General features: G+C 60.3%; 15 protein-coding genes. 14 read left to right on the plus strand and 1 reads right to left on the minus strand.

What is annotated here, in order from left to right; translation table 11 throughout:
* The first annotated feature begins 107 nt into the window (after positions 1-107).
* Entirely contained in the window at positions 108-1,175 is a 1,068-nt protein-coding gene (locus AAC023_RS06090) for an integron integrase (RefSeq protein ID WP_339739191.1), read from the plus strand.
* 380 nt (positions 1,176-1,555) lie between these two features.
* Here the strand turns inward: AAC023_RS06090 and AAC023_RS06095 are convergent, their stop codons facing one another.
* A complete protein-coding gene (locus AAC023_RS06095; protein ID WP_339739193.1) occupies positions 1,556-3,505 on the minus strand; it encodes a hypothetical protein in 1,950 nt (649 codons plus the stop codon).
* Between the two features lie 304 nt (positions 3,506-3,809).
* Here AAC023_RS06095 and AAC023_RS06100 point away from each other — a divergent pair, with 304 nt between their 5' ends.
* The 13 genes from AAC023_RS06100 to AAC023_RS06160 all read left to right on the plus strand — a co-directional run bounded on the left by AAC023_RS06100 (position 3,810) and on the right by AAC023_RS06160 (position 17,625).
* Complete coding sequence (locus tag AAC023_RS06100) at positions 3,810-4,994, plus strand: serine protease (protein WP_339739195.1); 1,185 nt, start codon at positions 3,810-3,812, stop codon at positions 4,992-4,994.
* A 279-nt stretch (positions 4,995-5,273) separates the two neighbouring features.
* Complete coding sequence (locus AAC023_RS06105) at positions 5,274-6,182, plus strand: hypothetical protein (protein WP_339739197.1); 909 nt, start codon at positions 5,274-5,276, stop codon at positions 6,180-6,182.
* 243 nt (positions 6,183-6,425) lie between these two features.
* A complete protein-coding gene (locus AAC023_RS06110) occupies positions 6,426-6,752 on the plus strand; it encodes an HNH endonuclease signature motif containing protein (RefSeq protein WP_339739198.1) in 327 nt (108 codons plus the stop codon).
* A 3-nt stretch (positions 6,753-6,755) separates the two neighbouring features.
* Positions 6,756-7,403 carry a phage terminase small subunit P27 family gene (locus AAC023_RS06115; RefSeq protein WP_339739200.1) on the plus strand — a complete coding sequence of 216 codons (648 nt, stop codon included), beginning with the start codon at positions 6,756-6,758 and terminating at the stop codon, positions 7,401-7,403.
* Between the two features lie 60 nt (positions 7,404-7,463).
* The gene (locus AAC023_RS06120) at positions 7,464-9,149 is read left to right on the plus strand and encodes a terminase large subunit (RefSeq protein WP_339739202.1); all 1,686 of its coding nucleotides are present in this window, start codon (positions 7,464-7,466) and stop codon (positions 9,147-9,149) included.
* 7 nt (positions 9,150-9,156) lie between these two features.
* Positions 9,157-10,848: a phage portal protein gene (locus AAC023_RS06125; RefSeq protein WP_339739204.1), complete on the plus strand. Its 1,692-nt coding sequence runs from the start codon at positions 9,157-9,159 to the stop codon at positions 10,846-10,848.
* A complete protein-coding gene (locus AAC023_RS06130; protein ID WP_339739206.1) occupies positions 10,845-11,189 on the plus strand; it encodes a hypothetical protein in 345 nt (114 codons plus the stop codon). The genes AAC023_RS06125 and AAC023_RS06130 overlap by 4 nt, the downstream gene beginning before the upstream one ends.
* Complete coding sequence (locus AAC023_RS06135) at positions 11,179-12,162, plus strand: lipase family protein (RefSeq protein ID WP_339739208.1); 984 nt, start codon at positions 11,179-11,181, stop codon at positions 12,160-12,162. Before AAC023_RS06130 ends, AAC023_RS06135 begins: the two co-directional genes overlap by 11 nt.
* Positions 12,163-13,953, plus strand: coding sequence for a hypothetical protein (locus AAC023_RS06140; protein WP_339739210.1), 1,791 nt, complete (start codon positions 12,163-12,165; stop codon positions 13,951-13,953).
* Between the two features lie 20 nt (positions 13,954-13,973).
* On the plus strand, positions 13,974-14,843 hold the full coding sequence (locus tag AAC023_RS06145; RefSeq protein WP_339739212.1) for a hypothetical protein: 870 nt from the start codon (positions 13,974-13,976) through the stop codon (positions 14,841-14,843).
* Between the two features lie 8 nt (positions 14,844-14,851).
* Complete coding sequence (locus AAC023_RS06150) at positions 14,852-15,082, plus strand: hypothetical protein (RefSeq protein WP_339739213.1); 231 nt, start codon at positions 14,852-14,854, stop codon at positions 15,080-15,082.
* Positions 15,083-15,100: 18 nt separating this feature from the next.
* Positions 15,101-15,961, plus strand: coding sequence for a head maturation protease, ClpP-related (locus AAC023_RS06155; protein WP_339739239.1), 861 nt, complete (start codon positions 15,101-15,103; stop codon positions 15,959-15,961).
* Positions 15,962-16,161: 200 nt separating this feature from the next.
* Positions 16,162-17,625 (plus strand): phage major capsid protein, encoded by a 1,464-nt coding sequence (locus AAC023_RS06160; RefSeq protein ID WP_339739215.1) that lies wholly within the window; start codon positions 16,162-16,164, stop codon positions 17,623-17,625.
* Positions 17,626-17,733: the final 108 nt, after the last annotated feature.

A 17,733-nucleotide genomic window follows, 5' to 3' on the forward strand; every position in this document is an offset into this window, starting at 1 on the left:
GAACTTGTTATTACACTGCGCGCATGAATTGAACGACTGATTTTTACTTTGTTTCTGGCTTTGGCGTTGCCGCGCTTTTGCCTGGTTTCTGAATGGGAGAGACGGAAATGATCGAGAGCAATGCGAGTGCTGGTGCGCCAAAAAAGCGGCTGCGGCAGCGGTTTGATGAGCAGATCGACTTTGATCACAATGCGGAAGAAACCCGAAAAAAATACTGGGGAAACATCGTCAGTTTCTTGTCGTATCATCGTGTTAAGAATGGCGGCACGTGGTTCCATCCCGACGAGATGGGCCGACCCGAGATCGAGGATTGGCTGACCGACATGGCGGTACACGGGAACGTGTCGGAGTCGACGCAGAATGGTGCACTGCAAGCTGTGCTTTACCTGTACCACCAAGTGCTCAAAGGCCGACGGATCGAAGGCGTCGCAGCGATGCGGGCTCGGACACCAAAAACGATTCCAGTCGTTATGAGCCCACACGAAGTCGATCGGCTGTTCGGCAAGCTGTCCGGAAAGCTGCTACTGATGGCTCAGCTGATGTACGGATGCGGTATGCGACGGAAAGAGGTCTGCAGCCTCCGATTGAAGGATCTCGACTTTGACAACCGAATGATTCTCATCTGGTTTGCCAAGGGCAAGAAAAGCCGTCCGATACGAATGCCCGAAGTGCTGGTGCGACCGCTCATGATTCAGCTGCAGGAATCGAAGCGATTTCGCGATCGCGACGCGGCCGAGAGTATCGGCGGAGTTTTCCGGCCGAAGAAACGCGGCGTCAATTCAAAAATGCCGACACACCTGCTTCGGTACTATTGGCTGTTTTGCAGCGGTCAATTGAGCCGGCATCCGCGATTCAAGACGCTTGGAAGGTATCACGTCGATATGAACAATATCGGGCGAAGGATCAGCCAAGCCGCAGAGCGTGCTTGCATCATGAAAGACGTCGGATGCCATGCACTGCGGCACGCATACGCGACGCACCAGCTAAACGCCGGCGTTGACATCCGCACCATCCAGAAACAACTGGGACACGCGGACGTGCGCACGACGATGATCTACACGCACGTCGATTGCTTTGGATACCAGAGCGTCAGCAGCCCGATGGACCGCCTGGCCGGGTTACTCTCGCGGCCTAACGTCGACCACTCTCAGCCGCTAAGATTGGCATGCGGCTAGGACGGCAATCCGACGGACCAAACGCGGTTCGGCCGTCGGTCCCATGCCGACGGCGCCGCAGCTTTTAGAAAAGCGGCGGATCAGCGAGGCAATTCCCGCCGCGATAGATATGCATGAAAGTACGGCACTTCTTGCGCTGCTCGACAGGCAGCGGACTATCCGCGGCTCTGTTCAAGAGCGTGCATCCATCCGAGTAGTGCTTGCATCCGCCGGTGCAGAATTCTGCGTTTAGCTTTCTCGCTCGCTCGGCCTCTGGTGATAGCTTGCGTTTGCGAACGAATTTTTTCTTAGTTTCCGCCGGCACTGCGAACTTTGCACCGCATCGACAGCGAATAGGCCAGTGCGAAACGCAGCCGAATGCCCTTCCGCACTCGCGGCACTCATAAGACCACACTGTCGAACTCCCAATATTTATTGTCGTAGCCACCGCTGCCCGTCACCTCGACATCGTACGGCGTGATCACCGGGTCGATATTCGATTCGGTGTACGTTGACCATGCTCGTGTAGCCGTGTTTGAGCTGCTGGGCACAGAGCAAACCTTGAGCGGGTAGTACGCACCGAGATTGACTGGGTCGGCGGGCGTTCCATCGAGGTTGCCAAGCAACTGCACGTGAGCAAGCGAAAAGCCAATATATTCGCGATGGGCTCCCGAAGCTGTGCTGCGGGTCCACAAGTGCGGGCGGTGGCTGCCGACGATCCAGTCTCTCGTGCCGTTCATCAGCTCTAGAGTGTTTGTTTCGATCGAAGCATTCCAGGCACTGAACGCTACGCCGTTGTCAGATTCCGTCAGCGTCAAGACCGTGCTCAAGTCAACAGTTGGCAGCTTCCACCAGTACACGGCATCACAAAAGTCGCAGCCATTGAGCGCTGCCGCGATGACCGCAGCTTGCTCCGTCGGAGAAAGAGCTGCGCCAGACGGGCCGAATTCATTGCCCGCGTGAAGCGCGGCCGGATAGGTTCCGTTTAGCTCCGATGTGTTGAGCTCTAGTCGCTTACCGCCCGTTCCTGCGACTGCCACTCCCAAGTAGTTCTTTCGTTGCCCGACGTGCTGATGCTCCATCCACTCATCTGGCACGCCGGAATAGATGATCCTTGCGGCCGTCAGCACAATCGTCGCGGTTGAGGTGTTGTCGACGCACGCACCGGGCGTAGGGCATGTGACGCTGGGGCAACTGGTCGAATCCGTTGAAGTATCTCGGACATTGATCTGACCGATTTCTACGTCTTCGTCCCCGGCCTCGATCTCGATATCAAGATCGGTGATCGGGCCAGCCATGAACGGACGAAAGCAATGCACATCGCCAGCGGTCTTGATGTACGAGAGCTCTAAGAACGCGGGGTTCGTATCGAAAAGGCCGGCGAATTCCAGTCGCGAATTCTCGGCATCCTCAAGCACTTCGCTTGCGTCCGTGCCAAGCATTCGGATTAGCACGAATAAGTTTGGGCTGACTTTTGACGGCGCAGACGCGATCGTCTCTGCGACAATCGCTGTCAGGTCGATCTCGTGCCAAGCGTCGGTGCCGCCGACTTCAATATCCGGCGTGCCTGACCAACTCGGCGAACCGAGAGTGACCGTCGTGCCTGGGGATTCGAAACCATCGGTCAGAGGGTCGTGGTTTGCCATGGTAGTGTCATATAGATCAGACACACCTACGCTGACACCCACGCCGCCGTCAGTCTCGATCGACCTACCGTAGAGGTGCAGGATAACTTTGTAGTAGCGGAGGCCTCCGATCGGAGTCGGCAGCGGCATTCGCAATGTGCCCGCAACTTCATACCCCTCGCTCATCCCCGCGCCGATCGTTCCGCTGGCGGTCCAGTACGGCGCACTCTCGAAAATCAATCTCGTGCGCTGCTCGGCGACCGACTGCGACTCCGCGCCGACAACATTCGTAAAACGTGCCGACGCGTCGTCTGCTGGGTCGCCATTCCAAAGCGTAATACTGCGACTTCTCGCCCTGCTGACCGGGCTACCATCTGCAATCACCCGAATCCAAAACGGTTCCTCTCTCGGTATGCCATATTCATGGCAATCCTCTCCGACCTTGATGATCATATCGTCGCCGCTGTCATAAACCGGCAGGCAAGCCGACCCAATGCGAATGCGAGACCCGTCCGAGCTGTTAATGCTCTTGATCTCCATATCGACGGTCCAGTTGCCGCTTGCTTTTGAATGGGAGATGCTTGTCTCTGTCGCGCTGTTGACCGTGTTTCCGCTCGCTGGCGGGTCGGTCCATCCATCCCAGTTTCCACCATCGACATGCAGTGAAGTCGCCGGGCAACTATCCTGGCCACAACAGGATCCTGGCGTGAATTCAGAAAACGGCATAGCGATCGTGTCCTTACTTCGCGGTTGACCGGCAGCCGTGCCGGCGGTACTGTTTTTCTAGCTCTGCCAAGCTCGATTGTCGACGCGGAGCATTCTTTGCGCCCTCGGCCTCGAGCCCTCGCACGATGCGAGTGCATTCGGGCACCTGGCAGGGCCGCCCAAATGCAGCCGATAGGATATCGGGCTCGAGGCCGCGGACGCAGCACCAATGCACGCGGATACTGCAAGGCGCTGAATTGTGCATGGATGCCCCCGGCCTACTCTGATTCTGATCGCGGTTGTCGCGGCGTGCTCGCTGGATTGCGTGGTCGCGTCGAGCGATGACCGTATCGATAGCACCGTCAAAGTGCACGTGATGAAAGCCGGCAAGGCCTCGAGCTTCCTCTCGGGCATCGTCGTCAACGTCGACAAGTCTGAGTCGCCGGCACGCGTGTACGTCGTCACGAACGCACACGGTTTCCGAGGGTTTGATCGTTCCGGCCGCTCGAGCGATGCCGTTGTGGTTTATCCGAACCGATCGCCGCCGATCTATATCGATCGCGTGGACTATTGCGGAAACCCCGACGGGCCGACCGAGAACGACCTTGCCGTGATCTCGGGCCCGTCAATCGATCCGCCGCCGGTCGCCGAGCTCGACGAAGCGTCACCGCCGAAAGACACGCCGGTGCAATTGGTCGGCTACCCGACGGGCGGACCACTCTCGACACGATCGGCGAGGGCGAAGGGCGAGGCTTACGGCGGCGGCCTGGTCGAACTCGATCAGCATGCGGCGCAGGGAATGAGCGGCGGGCCGGTCTACCGAGCCAACAAAGTGTGCGGCGTGATCGTCGCTGACCTGGTCCGCGATCGTGGCTGCCTAGCCGTTCCGATTCACCGCGTGCGAACCGTGCTGCGGAAATTGTTTCCGCGACTCGCCGCGTTTGCCGATCGCACTCGGCCCGAGACGCCGTTGCCGAGAGTGACCTATCAGCCGAACGTGATCGGCCAGATCGCGGCCGGGCAGTATCCGCCCAGCTGCATTGACCAGAACGGCGACGGAATATGCGATCAGACCGGTGTGCCGATGGGCGGGCAAGCCCAGTCGCCGCCGGCCACTTACGCACCACCGTCGCCCAGCTATGGCGAGACGCCATTTGAACAACCGATCATCGAGCCGCGACAAACGTTCGGGCGCAGCTTCAGAGACGGACCGGACGCCGAGGCCATCACAATCGACGGCGAAGCGATTCGGATCGAACCAGGCGATCCAACGCAGGCACCGGATGTCGACCCGATTCGAAACATTGGCACCCGATCGATCGTCGTCGAACGCGAAGACGGCGACGGGTCTCGCGACTGGGTCGGCGTCGCATACTGGGCGATCACCGCAGTTGCCGCGGTGGCAGGAATCGGAATCCCGGCATGGGCGACGGTCGCGTTTCGAGCGGCCGGCGTCGCAAGGAAGATTCGCAACGGCCGCCGGGGGTCGGCCGGCGACGAAGGGTTTTGACGCGACGCACACCCAACCAGACCAAGCGACGGAATCGAACCCGCCGGCGAACCCCTACGCACCGCCGCGAGAACCCGCGATCGTGCGAGACCAGGCACCACCGCCGCCGCAGGCAGTTTACACCGACAGGCGATGGTCGGCTTACGAGACCGATCGTTACGCCAAGGCTTACGACTGGGCGACTCGGCAAATGATTGAAGACTACCCAGGGCAACGCGAGACGCTGAGGCAGCTCGATTCGCTCATCAAACAACACCTCAACGCACAAGAGGGCTCGTAATGGATGGAATCACACACAGCGACGCGGTGCTTTGGTACAACGTCGGCGTTTTCGGCGAGATGGGATACGGGATCCCGAACCCGAGCGACGACTACGGCACGATTAATCCCACGATCGCGCAGTTTGTCAGTGGTGCAGGATCGCAGCTCTTTACGATCATGCACCACGAGGACGCACGGCAGCGGCGACCGCCGACGCTCAATACGATCATGCGGATTCACCGACTGTATCAATCGAGCTCTCGCATGCTGGCCGGCCGCATGGTGCCGAGCAACGAGCTCAACATGGAATCGCAGCACATTCAAGTCGGCGGCGAAATCTTCCGCGTTTTCCCGGTGCCGTATTTCATGGTTCGTAATTCGTACATGCGACGGTGGGCCGGGTTCGCGATGATGATGATCAGCGAAGCGATGCAGCACACCGAGAACGCTCGATCGATGGAAGTCAGCGACAACTTCGTCGGACTGATGGGCCAATACCTGCGACGCATCTACACCGAAATGGCGATCGAGCTGTTCGGCAAAACTCGCGAGGAAGCGCTCGACCCGATTTTCTCGCTGCAGGATTCCGATTTCCAAAGCTACAACCCGCACGACGCTTTCCCAGGCACCGAATTCGTCGACACCGTGCCGCCGCTCAATCGCGTCATGACCGAGGACCAGCTCGGCGTGCTACGTGACGGAATTCCGGTCAGCGAACTGCCACAGCTGTCCGAATGGCCGGTCAATTTGCGAGCGGTGTATGACAGGCTGCGGCCCGACGGTACGACGCCCGAGGCCGAAGACCTGGCCGCCGGCGGAACGCCCGGCCAAACCGGCACGATGCCGACGGGCGCCGCGAGCCGATTCACTCAAGGAACGGGAGCCGCAGCGACTTCGGTACCGCTGCCGCCGTCGCCGCTGCCGTAATGAAATCACCGGGGCGAATCCGAGGACTACTGATCGTGCTGATCGTGTTCGCTTGCGAACTGATCGGCGAACTAATAACGAACCGCGGCGAGTGATTGGGCACTCGCCACGCGGGCACGGTGCACGCCGACGTTTTTACGCGAATCGGGCGTCGGCTGCCTCCACCCGTGCCCGGCCGAGACGACCGCGAGCGTGTTGCGATGGACATGCCACCCGCGGCCGGATCGGCGAACCCGAAACGAAATGCCGAAACGAGCAAACCATTATCGAAACGGACACACCGCACGCCGGCGCAAATCCGGCAAAGAGCCGAGGCCGAGTGCGCACCGCCGCGGCTACGGCCGGCGTTGGCAAAAGCTGCGAGATGAAGTGCTCGACGACGAACCGCTATGCCGGCACTGTGTCGCCGCGGGAACGATGCACGTGCTGGCGACCGAAGTGGACCACATCAAGCCGACCAAGGGCGTCGACGATCCGCTGCACTGGGATCGCCAGAACTTGCAACCGCTTTGCGGAACTCATCACAAACAGAAAACCATTCGCGACACTCAAGCGGGGCTAACGCGATGACCCATGGCGAAGAAAAAAACGGCGAGCAAGGCCGCGAAACCATCCCGATCGACGAAGCGAAAGCCGGCAAAAAAACGCACGCCAACAACTGGCGACAGCAAGCCGGCAAATCGCTCGACCAAATCAAAAACGCCGGCGGCATCAACGCGACGATCTCGATCGACAAAGAAAGCCGCCAAGCCCTCGCCCGATTCTGCGACGCCGTCGAAAACGGAATCAGCGACCTTTGCGAATCTGCCGACGCCGAAATTGAAGCCGCCCGCCTGGTTAAAACCGAAGCCGGTCGCTTGCGAGAAGTGGTGGCAGCTTGTCGACGAGCTCACTGTCCGGCGGCTGCTGATCACGATCGACGTCGACCTGCTGGCGCTGTACTGCGATGCTTGGCAAGAGTTTTCCGATACTTCCGTCGAGATGGAACGTGAGGGCCGATTTTTCACAACCGACAAGGGCTATGTCGCGGTGCACCCGGCCAAACTGCAACGCGACAAAGCCGTCGAGACGATCCAGCGGCTTGCCGATCGGCTGGGAATCGGTGTCAACAAGCGTCGCGGCCTGGCCGTCGTGAATCCCGACGCTGACGATGACGAGGGCGACCCGATCGCAGCCTACGCGAAACTGAAGCCGCGGCAAACTCAAAAGGACGATAGCTAACGGGCATGGATGCCGACCCGCACGAAAAAACGATCGACCCGACCTGCGCGCGTTCACAAGTTGACCGCGATCAAGTCACGCGCAAAACGCGAGGGCTGGCTCAACTGCATCCGCAGCGAAGCCGACGAGCGTGCGTGCTTGGATGGGTACTACTTCTGCCGGCGATCGGCGGCTCACTGCACGGAGTTTTTTCCGAGGTTCCTCAGGCACGCGAAGAACCGGTTCGCGGGCAAGCCGTTCGAACTGCTGGACTGGCAACGAGAGGACTTGATCGAGCCGCTATTCGGTTGGATGCGGCCGAATGGGCTGCGGCGGTTCACGAAAAGCTACGTCGAAATCCCCAAGAAGAACGGCAAGAGCACGCTGGCAGCCGGGCTCGGGATCTACATGCTGGCGTTCGATGGCGAGCCTGGTGCGAAGTGCTTCAGCGCGGCGACCGACAAGGATCAGGCCAAGCTCGTGCACGGCGAAGCGATCGCGATGATCAACGCGAGCGAGCGGCTGTCTTCGGTCCTGCGAGTGAACCGGTCGACGAACCACGTTTTCTACGACCGGCTGAATTGCGAATACTCGGCACTGTCGAACGTGGTCGAGTCGAAAGAGGGGCTCGACGGTCACTGCGCAATCATCGACGAACTGCACGCATGGAAAGGCTATGCGCTCTGGGATTGCCTCAAATACATGGGCCGAGCTCGCGACCAACCGTTGCTGTTCGTGATCACGACGGCCGGCGAGGACCAAGAGGGCGTGTGCTGGGACTATCACGACTATTGCCGAAAGGTCGAACGCGGCGAGATCGTCGACCACCGTCAATTCTCGCTGATCTATTCCGTCAGCGAGGAAGAGCTCAAGGGCGACGGCAAGACGGGCACGCCTTGGGACGGGCTGCTGAATCCCGAGTATCACAAGCGAGCCAACCCGAGCTACGGCTATACGATCAACGCCGACGAGTTTCTCGCCGACATGAAAGAGGCCCGCGCGAACCCGCGACAGATACCGCGGGCACTGCGATACGGGTTCAACGTGTGGACACGAACCGAATCGAGCGGGCTGCCGGCAGGATCGCACGAGGCGAACCTGGAGGAATACACCGCCGAAGACCTGGCCGGCCGGCCGTGCCGTGCCGGGCTCGACTTGGCGAAAGTGTTCGACTTGTCGGCGCTCTCGCTCATGTTTCGCGACGAGGACGAGGACGAACTGTATCGGCGGCTCAACTATTTTTTCATGCCCGAATCGCGAGTCTGGGATCTGCGCGACAAGGTCGATTTTCGCACCTGGTCCGAGAACCCTCGCAACAACCTGGTTATCACACCTGGCGACGTGTGCGATTACTCGCTAATTCTCGCGAAATGGGAAGAACTCGCCGAACTGTACGAGATCGACAAACTGGCGTTCGACCCGTGGAACGCGGAGCACGTCACGCAAGAGATGGAAGCGGCGACCGGATGCGAGCGACAAGAGTTTCGGCAGACGATGGCAAATTATGCCGAGCCGACCGAGGAGTACGAGCGGCTGCTCAGGCTCGGACGCATGCGACACAACGGCAACCAGGTGATCGGCTGGCAATCGTCACACGTGCAATTCTCAACCGATTCATCGGGCAACATTCGGCCGGTCAAGCCGAAACGAGAGGACGTGCTGCAGCGACACAAGACAATCGACGGAGTCTGCGCCGACATTATGGCGCTTGGCTTATGGATAACCGAGCCGCCGCCGGACGAGGGCGCGGCAATCATGATCATGTAGGCGCACAATGAGTAACGATCTAACCGTCGCACAAACGCCAATGCCGGATTCAATTCCGGCGGGTGTGCGGGATGCGCTTTCTTCGATCGAGATCGGCGGATCGATCGCGCCGACCAACTCGGCCGGATACGACGGCACCAGCGGAGTCAGTCGCGACGATCTGCAAGACTGGCTGCGAGACATTGTGGCCGAGGCGAACACATCCAGCGGCGTGCGGGTCACGCCATCGCTTGCGATGAGCTACGCGCCGGTGCACTACGCGATCAGCAAGATCGCCGGACACCTGTCAGTGATGTCATGGTCGCTGCGCAAACGTGTCGGCGACCGAAAGACCGTCGAGGATCGCCGGCATCCGGCATATCGGCTGCTGAAGTACCCGAGCCCGGTCTACCCGAACAGCGTCTTCACCGACGCGGTCATCGGCCACGCGGTGTTTCGCGGCAACGGCCGGGCCTATATCGAGCGCGACGAATTCATGCGCCCACTGCGGATGACAATCATGCATCCGGATCAATGCCGGACATTGCTTGCCGACGGTGAAAAGTGGCACATCGCCGACTTGCAAGTCGACGAGTACGGCACGACGCGTCGGTACAAAATTCACGACCGCGACGTGTTGCACATTATGGGGCACTCGCCCGACGGAATTGCCGGGTACGATGTCTACAAGATGGCAAAGCAGTCGATCGGCCTCGGGCTGGGCGCCGAAAAACAGCAATCGACGCACCTAGGTCGCAATGCCATCCCCGGCATGATCCTCGAGGTTCCGCCGGGGCAGCTCCGCAAAGAGTCCGAAGCCCGCGACTACCTAAAGTCGGTTCGCGAGATGCACGAGGGTCTCGACAACGTCGGAAAAACGGCGATGTTTCGTCACGGCGTCACGGCAAAAACGCTCTCGCACACCGGTCGCGATTCCCAGACGATCGAGACGCGACAATTCCAGCGTGAAGACACCGCGCTTTTTTGGTGCCTCGAGACGATCCTCGGCGACGAGAGCAATTCGTACAACTCGCACGAGCAGCGCGTCATCGCGTACCTGGCCGGGCTGCCGGGCAAACTGATGAAGCGATACGAGGAACAACGCGACTGCAAGCTGCTGACCGAGCGTCAGAAGTCGAACGATTCGCATTTCCACAAGCTCAACGCCGGCTCGCTATTGCGATCGGATATGAAATCGACGCTCGAGACGATCGGCGTCGGCATCACGCACCGAATCTACTCGCCGAACGACGGTCGCGAAATTCTCGGACTCGAGCCGTACGAGGGCGGCGACGCGTACGAAAACCCGAACACCAGCAGCGGCAAGGGCGGCGGCGACGATAGCAGCGAAGCGAACCAGCTGCGCGAGCGGCTGATCACGGCGTACGAGTCGCGACTGGCCGACTTGTTTGCGGTCGAGCAAAAACGCATCGACGACGCGGCGGCGAAATTCGGCGGCGATCGTGTTCGTTTCGCGGCCTGGTGCGACAAGTTCTACAGCTCGGGCGAGTGGCCAAAAACATTCGCTCGGGTGTGGGAATCGCTCGGCGGCGATCGCGACGAAGCGGCCGCGATGATCGATGCACGCATTGCCGACGTTCGCGGCCTCGATCCGGTCGCGTTCGCGGACACGCTGGCCGATAGGTCCGACGCGAGGGCATTGGCCGAGCAACTAGCCGGGGCGATCGAGAAACCCGCAACCGACGAGGCGGAACCGTGAGCGAAACCGAACTCAGCAGACTAGCGGGCATGGAAAACGAGCTGCATCTCATCCGGCAATCGATCGAGCAATTGCAAAACGAGCTGAAGCAGATCGCCGGGCAGGTCGCGCATGCTCGCGGCCGCGACAGCGCGATCAACACTTTTGGGCCGGTCTCGATCGCGCTAATCGGTGCGCTGCTGGTCGGCGTTTATTGGGGCGCGATCCGCGACAATACGGCGTCGATCCGAGAACTTGAGGCCGGCGAGGCCGTGTCCATCCAGCGAATCGAGCGCATCGAGCGATTGCTCGAGAGCAACGGCATTCTTGTCGAGAAACTCGGGGGCACGCATGAGCTTTGACAATCTGGACGTCGCAAGATTGGCGACCTACCTAGCGCTCGCAATCACGGCACTCGTGCCGGCGTTGGCGTCGGCGGCCGCGGCGGCTCAAAAACGGCGGCTCATTTGCGGTGGACGGCCGACCGTCGACGAATATGTCAGCCGGCCGATGCTTGCGATTGCTAAGACGTGCGCGACGCTATCCCTGCGAATCTACGGCCGGCTCGAGGATCTCGAGAAACAAATGATCGCCGGCATTCCCGGATTGCGATATTGCCACGTCCTGCACAGCAAAGGCATCGACGCGGTTTGCTGTGCGTGCGTCAGCGACAACGAGCTCTATATCGTGTGGCGAGGCACCAACATCAGCAACCGCTCGCAAGTGCGTATCAACTCTCGAATCGGACTGACACCGCTAGCGGCCGGCAGCACGATCGTCGGACGCATCATCGTGGGCAAGTGCCACGCCGGGCTCGTCAGCAGCCATGACGCCATCTGGCCTCAGCTGAACCGAATTTGCCGGGCTGCGATCAGCGACGGCAAATCGATTCGCGTGTGCGGTCACTCCCAAGGCGGAGCCCTTGCCAGCGTGACGTGCGCAATGCTTGCCGCAAGAGACATTCCGCCATCGGTATCGCTGGTCACGTTCGGCGCCATGCGTGCCGGCGACGACAGCTTCCGCAAATCCGTCGAGGTCGTCGCCAACTACACGCCCAAGACCGGCGGCGGAATTCAGCGGTATCGCAACAACAACGATATCGTGCCGCTTGTGCCGCCGAGATCGGCCGGATACCTGCACGCCGGGCAAGAGCTATACATCTGGCCTAACGGCGGCGTATCGGCGAATCCGTCGATCCTGCTAAAAATGCTCCAGCGAATCAAAGGCGCGACGTCGCGATTGCTCGACGGCGTCCGCGACCACAGCATGAACGACTACGCACGCAAGATCCACGCACTCGAGATCGGAACCAGCACAGAGGCAAGAGGCCAGTAAATGCAAGGATTCAATACCAGCGGCATGCGAAACAGCGACGGCGGGCCGATGATCGCTCCGATCAACTTGCGCAATGTTGGCGACGTCTTGCGAGTCAAGAGCGTTATCGACGGCCAGCTTGAATATGCTGCGCCGACGTTCGCCACGCAGCCGCGACGATGGCAAGCGACAAAACTAGGAAAGCTGATCACACCCGGTGCAACGAACCGAGCATACTGGCCGCAAGTGATCGACGTCACGGACATGGACTCGTGGCCCTGCGATTACATCATGACGTTCTCGACCGACCACTCGACCGGCGGAATCTACCTTTGGGTCTGCACCGGCGACCCTAGCGCCAGCGCAAACTGGAAATCCTACGACGCCGCACTGGCAAACGGCGACTTTGACGCAATCGCCGTCAAGCCGGCCGCAAACCCGATTTACAATCCCAGCACGATCGGAACGTCGGTAGAGACCGCGCACAGCCTGTACGTCGACGGCAAGTGGTACGTCACGACGCACCAGGCCGGCGTGCCTGGTGCCGACGGCATCCAGACGACGACGCTAAGCATTGGCGAGGGCGAAACCGGACTGCTAGACCTGGCACCGGCGCCGACACCGATCATACTTGACTACGATCCGGCCGAGTTTCCGGGCGACGGGCACTGCGGATATTTCGTCAAGGCGCTGAATCCATTCCCCGCAATCCCCTACAAGTTCATCGGGTATTCGATCCACGGCGGCACCAACGATTACCACCTTGCGCAATGGGGATCCGACGACCTGGAGACATGGGACCGGCTGGCGATTCTCGATCGAGAAAACGATCTGATTGGCCTGCCTTCCGGCTGGGTGATGGCGACGCAGATCTCGGACTTCGGCACACTCGCCGACGGCAACACGATTGCGATCGCATCGTCCGTCGTCACAGGCGGCGCCATTCGCGACTCGCAGCTGTATCAGGTATCGATCGACGATCGAGGGCGCAAGTTTACATCGCAGGCAATACCGTTTATTGAGCAAGGCGAGAGCGGCGAATTCGATTCTCGCGAAATTGATCACTTCACAACGGTCGACCACAACGGCCAGAAATACCTGTTCTATACCGCGACAGACGACTCGAACGCCAACACGATCGGCGTGGCCGCGATCGAACTAAAGAGCCACACGCACGGAATGCCGAAACTATCGCCGGCACGCGACGATTTCACGTTTCGACGCTACCATGATTTCACGTCGGGAACGCTGCCCAGTTGGCTTGAGACAGCCCACACCGGCAGCGGTAGCCATGCGTTTGTCGCGACTGGCATCGCCTTGAGCGCGAGCTCCGGAAACTGGGCCGGCATGAGACTGAAGAACAGCCTGACGCCGGATACCGTGGGCCGGATTGCCATCCGGCTATATGGATCGTATTCGACCGTGACCACTCGAATACCGGTACTGGGTTTCTTCGAAGCGACCGAAACCGGCGACCTGTCCGGCGACGAGCGTGCCATTGCTCAGACCTACAGCTCGATCGCCGGCCGAGCTCGCCTGGAAATCAAAAGCGGCGGCGTCGTGGCACAAACCGGCGATGATCTCTACGACTGGGGATACCAGGACAACGAGGCGACGGCGGCTCGGTCGATCGGTCTCGACTGGCATTGCGACAGCGATCAAATGCACTTGGTCGTCGGCGACGGCTTCGCCACGTACGAGAGCGTCGACGCATCGGCGATCGATACCTCGCAAGCGATGCGGGCGGGAATCTCTGCATCGTTTGGCAATCTAGTGATCGGTGCAATCGAGATCCTTTGGGGCCGAGACTAGGCCAAGAATAAAGGTAGAAAGTGAGCGACACGACAATCGAGATGTATACCGAAACGGGCGCCAGTCGGGCGTTCGTGACCGTCGCCGATGGTACCGGCACACCGGATCCGGCTGGCTATCCGGTAACGGAGATCACGCCAAATTTCATCAAGTTCGTCGTGCCCGAGGGTGTCGAGGGTCGCGTGGTCTGCGAGACGAAGACCGAGAGCGGCGTGACGCTTAGCGTGCGATACGTCGGCAACCTTACCGACACCGAGGCTGTTTTTCCTGTCGATTCGCCAGCTGACGATTCGGCATCGGGCGATTTCTCGATCACGGTTCCGGTCATCGATTCCGCATCGACCGACGCGATCGCCGGTGCTCGAGTGACACTGTTGACGGCCGCGGGTGTGACCACCAACGCGACGGCAATCACGGGCACCGACGGCACGGCGACCGTGCGCGCTGACGCTGACGACTACCTGGTCGCGGTCACGCCGCCGAGCGGATACACGGCGCCGGACAATGTCGAAATCACAGTCGCCGGCGACGCGACTCTCGACGCAATCGAAATCGATGGGTCCACCGTGCCCGATGCGGCCGAGCCCGAGAAGTGCAATGTCGCCGTAGATGCAATTGACCAGCACGGAATCGCGATTGAAGATGCGACAGTCTGGGCGGTGCTCGAGTGCGACGGCGAGCTGACGCTCTCCGGACTGTCCACAAATGTGTCTCGTACTTACACAACGAATGCGAGCGGACGTGCGATCGTGCCGATGATTCGGCGGTCGCAATTCGGTGAGGGCGGCGGCTGGTATCGAGTCGAGGTCAGGTACGCCGGCAAGACGGTCAAGACGCGATACCGAGCACCTGATCAGGCAACCGACGTGCTCAAATTCAAAATGACATAGGCAACGCAATGAGCAACACGAAAAAGAACGATCCGCGGCCGATCCTTTGCCTCGGCGGATCGCTCGACAAGCAAACGGCCGACGGATCGCGACCTTACTTTGCTGACGAAGCCGGCGGCACGTACCGTCGGCACCGCATCGGCTGCGGCGAACGCGGCGACGTCGAGTTTTTCGTGCACAGCGAATACGATTTTCACGCCGCGATCACAAACCTGCTGAATCAGTACGCGGCGTCCTGATCGCTCGCACTTTACCTACTGCTACGACCACCGAACGGAGTCGAAACCATGGCAAAAGCACGACAAACCAACCGACAGGAAGCCGGCGGCGAGATTCGCGGCTGCAAAGTCGTCAAGGCAGCTAACAAGCGGCCGCAACTGTTCGTTTATGACGAAATCGGCCCGGCTTGGGCAGGCATGGTCGACGCAATCGACATCGTCGCGGCGCTCGACGAGATCGGCAGCGACCAGGATTTCGATTTGCGAATCAACTCGCCCGGCGGAGTCTGCGACATCGGCGCCGCGATCTACAATTTGCTGCGCGAGCACGAGGGCAGCATCACGGTCAAGGTCGATGGAATCGCTGCCTCGGCGGCGTCGATCGTGATGATGGCCGGCGACGAGATCGAGATCGCGGCGAATGCTCGCGTGATGATTCACGAGGCATGGACGTTCATGGCTGGCAACAAGCGTGCGTTCGAAAAAGAATGCGCGGTGCTGCAAGGCTATGACGATGCGGCGATCGAGACGTACGTCGCTCGCACCGGTGGCGACCAGAAACAGATCACCGCTTGGCTCGAGGCCGAGACCTGGTTTAATGCCGACGAGGCGATCGAGCACGGTTTCGCGGACCGAAAAACGTCGGCCGCCAAGAATATCTCGCTGCGAGTGCCCAAGGGTCGGTACAAGAACGCGCCGAAGGATTGCGAGGAATACGAGCAAACGATCGAGGCGTCGATCGAACTGGCGCCGCCGCCGATGCGGCCGGCCGCGACCACGAGTCGTCGCCGTGGCAAATCGGACGAAAGCTCGGCCGAAGCACCAGAGCAAAGCAGCGGACGCTCGCCCGGCGCGTTGCGCGCTCGCGTGGCTGCCGCTCGGGCCCGCGCCGGCGTGTAATGTTGACGGCGCACGCAAAGTCGCCTATCAATAGAAGCGAACGTCAAACAACTCGCGCAACTGGTTAGCGGCGCGGTTCATCGACGGCAAACCGTAACTGATACGTTTTCGCCCCAGGGAACCGCACGATGCAACCAAATAAAGCCGATATCTCACGCGCCGCTCGATGCACCGAACGCAAACGCGATCGATTGCACCGCATGATCTTGCCAGCCATTTGTGCAGGCGCGGCATTTACCGTACTCGCCGACTGGACTGACGCGAAAGGCCTGCGCGAGGAACTCGGCGAACTGTACGCCGAAGTCGAAGCGATCGCACAAGTCGCCGAGCAAGAGGGCCGTCCGCTCTCGAAAGAGGACGAGCAGCGGATCGACAAGATTCTCGGCAGCGGAGAACCAGGCGACGAGGATCACGTGCCCGGCCTGGTGCACAAAAAGCAATCGCAAATCGATCGGCAAGAAAAGATCGAATCCGCCCGCAACCGGATCACCGAAGGCGCTCGCGGCCGAGCAACGGTGCCGCCACAAGGCGGGCAAGACGACGATGCCGACGAGGGTGGCGGCGGAATCATCGACCGCGTTCGGGTGCCCGTGAACGTCGTTCGACCTAAGCTGCAAGCGGTCAAATCACACGCAACTGCCGAAGAAAACTACCGAGCCGCTTATGCGATCGGTCAGTTCGGGCTCGCGATGATCAATCAACGCGCCGCATCGATCGAATGGTGCCAGGATCACGGGCTTATCAAAGGCGGGCTGACTGAGGGAACGCCGGCCGACGGCGGTTATCTCGTACCGAGCGAGCTTGCGAACTCGATCATCTACGTGCGAGACATGCACGGCGTATTCCGCAAAGAGGCTCGCGTCGTTCCGATGATGAGCGACACGAAAGACGTCGCCGTGCAGACCAGCGGACTGGCCTATACGTTCACGGCCGAAGGCATCGCGCATACCGAGTCGAAGCCCGTCTTTTCGAACGTCGCACTGGTTGCCAAGAAACCAAGCTGCATTGCGAAATTCAGCGACGAGCTTGGCGAGGATGCGATTGTCGAGATCGGCGACATGCTTGCCCGAGATCTCGGCGAAGCCCTAGCCAAGGCTGAGGACGACTGCGGATTCATTGGCGACGGAACGGCGACGTACGGTTCGATGACTGGCGTCAGTAACGCTCTGACCGGACTGAAAGGGCTGCTCACCGCCGGTACGCCGAAGTCTGATTTCAGCGACGTCACGAACGCCCATTTCCGCAACATGATCAAGCAGATCCCGGGTCGGTACCGCAAGGGCTGCAGGTGGTACTGCAACGAGACGGTGTTTGATGCCGCGATGGGCCCGATCCTCGACGCCGCCGGCGGCAACACGATCCGCGAGCTTGAGAACGGCGAAAAACGGATCATGTTCAAGGGCTATCCGTTTGTGCCCGTGGCATCGATGCCCGAGGCCGAGGACTTGACCACCGGCGATCGGCCGATCGTGTTCGGCAACTTGCGGGCAGGCGCACTGCTCGGCGATCGTCGACGCATTTCGATCAAGAAGTCGGAGGAACGGTATTTCGAAACCGACGAGACCGCGATCAAGGGATCTAGCCGATTCCATGCGAAGGTCCACGCCGTCGGCAGCGCGTCCAAGACTGGCGCCTTCACTGTGATGCAAGTGCTCGCCGTCTAATCACGAGCATTCAAGATTTCGCGGCACGTCGGTTCCGATCGGCGTGCCGCTCCTCTGACAAAAGACACTGCACGACATGCAAACGATCGAGCTCATCCGACCACGTCG

The organism is uncultured Maricaulis sp., from assembly GCF_963976135.1.
Taxonomy (GTDB): Bacteria; Pseudomonadota; Alphaproteobacteria; order Caulobacterales; family Maricaulaceae; genus Maricaulis.